This is a genomic window from Cryobacterium sp. MLB-32 (genome assembly GCF_000738085.1).
In the GTDB taxonomy this organism is placed as follows: Bacteria; Actinomycetota; Actinomycetes; order Actinomycetales; family Microbacteriaceae; genus Cryobacterium.
Genome location: NZ_JPRS01000638.1, coordinates 1 through 1,795 on the forward strand (window position 1 = coordinate 1; position 1,795 = coordinate 1,795).

General features: G+C 61.1%; 2 protein-coding genes. Both read right to left on the minus strand.

The features are described 5' to 3' along the window. Positions 1 to 112: 112 nt before the first annotated feature. Positions 113 to 1,072 carry an alpha/beta hydrolase gene (locus JF66_RS20540; RefSeq protein ID WP_369798085.1) on the minus strand — a complete coding sequence of 320 codons (960 nt, stop codon included), beginning with the start codon at positions 1,070 to 1,072 and terminating at the stop codon, positions 113 to 115. 150 nt (positions 1,073 to 1,222) lie between these two features. Next, positions 1,223 to 1,795, minus strand: a 573-nt coding sequence (locus tag JF66_RS23975) for a hypothetical protein (protein WP_197059530.1), incomplete at its 5' end; no start/stop codon positions are given.

A 1,795-nucleotide genomic window follows, 5' to 3' on the forward strand; every position in this document is an offset into this window, starting at 1 on the left:
CGGTTACTGCAACAGATCCAGGGCTGATCCGCGCAACTGCCCAAAACTCTGTGGTCGTGTCAGAGGGGAACCTCTTACGGGACTAGCGGCGACTGGTACGCGTTGCTGCGGCTCAGGCTTGCTTAGCCTGTATGCCGCGGGCCCAATCGATGATCAGACGTAAACCAGCCTCGAAACCTGGCTCGTTTGGACGGTTAAGGAAACCGTGGAAAGTCTCGGGAAGTGCGTGGTAGTCCGCTGCGATCCCGGCCGTGGCAAGCTCACGGGCGAACTGGCCACCAGACGCGCGCATGGAGTCGCGATCCGCATCGAGCATCAAAGTCGGTGGGAAGTTGTGCAGGGCGTGACCCCCGGGAAATGCGTGTGCTTCCAACATCGCTTTGCGTGTGCCCGCGTAGTGGAGATTCGTCAGGTTGAGAAGCATCGGCGTGTGACCAAAACGGCGTTTGCCACGAAGCCGGCGGCGCAAATTCCGTTCCCGTTTCGGCAGCGCGGCATGGAAGAACCCATAGGCGAAAAAGGCACCCGCGAGAGGTGCCGCCCCGTCGTTCACCAGTCGAAGCACTGCGCCAGCCGCGAGGCACGCGCCTGCACTGGCACCGCCGAGAATCACGCCCTGAGGAGCCTGCCGCTGAACGGCGTGCACGACGGCAACGACATCGTCAACCGGGACCGGGAAGTGAACCGCCGCACTCCTGCGAAACCCAGTCGGAGACAGCCTCAGCCTTGCGACAGTTGCGAGGCGGTAGTCCACGGTAGTGACGTTGAATCCCGCCGCCGCCAGTGATCGAGCAACGTCATGAGACTCCGGCTGGTCGAGGCCGCCTCTGAAAAATCCACCTCCATGGATCCATACGATGGGCGCGGACGAAGCCGGGGTCCTGCCGTTGGCCGGCAAGTATCGGCGCACGGGTATGGGGCCGTGGGGCCCCTCAATTACACCGTCGATGTTTTCGATCTTCTCGAGGGCCTCTAGGTCTCGGGACAGGGCGAGGCGAACTCGGGCTGACATGTGACCAGTGTACGGATCGGCAGATACAGGGGTAGATCGGAATGTGACGTCGCGCGACATGGGCGTCTCCGGCTCGTCGTGTTTGAAAGGGAACCCTCCGGGGGATCATCAAGCGCACCGCACCATGATTTTCGTCTGTCGTCTTGTGGCGTCGCGCCTATGTGGGTACAGACCAGGAAGGGTCGATTAGGCGCCAATTTTGTGCCTGGTCTACTCGGCGTCGTCGGTGCCCGCCCGTTCGCCCGTGGGGTCGGCCGCGTTGATCTTAGGCAGCTCAATTTCTCGATGCTCGCTGACTGTGTGAGCCCATGAACTACCGCTGAGATGGATCCGTCCTGTCCCTTGTCCCTCGGGGACGCGATCGAAGTAAACACGAATTGATTCGCCATGCTCGAGGGCGCTCACAACTACAGAGTCGGCCCCGGGCGCCGCGACATCCACACGCAGAGAGCCGATTGACTGGTAGCGGGCGTCGTTTGTCATTTTCGTCGCGAAAACTCTAAGCGTTTCGAGTGCATAGCCGTTGTTCGTGATCTCCAGGTAATGCGGCTCGCCGAAGGACGTCTCGACGGTGAGGAGCTCGGTGACCTTTTTGAGCGGTTTCGCAGTCAAAGCTTCTGAAAGGCCTTCCTTCGCTCCCTTCCTCACAACTACCACTCGGCCGGCAGCGGCACTGAGCGACGTGCTCGCGAGGAACCCGAGCGCGTCACGCATAGACAGGTTCGTGTCGGGACCAATAACGAACCGCTCGGGACCCCTCCATTTCGGATCCAGAATCACGAT

Bases quoted from the DNA above. Each gene is read 5' to 3' on its own strand.
- JF66_RS20540 (WP_369798085.1), bottom strand. From the start codon at position 1,072: ATGTCGCGCGACGTCACATTCCGATCTACCCCTGTATCTGCCGATCCG.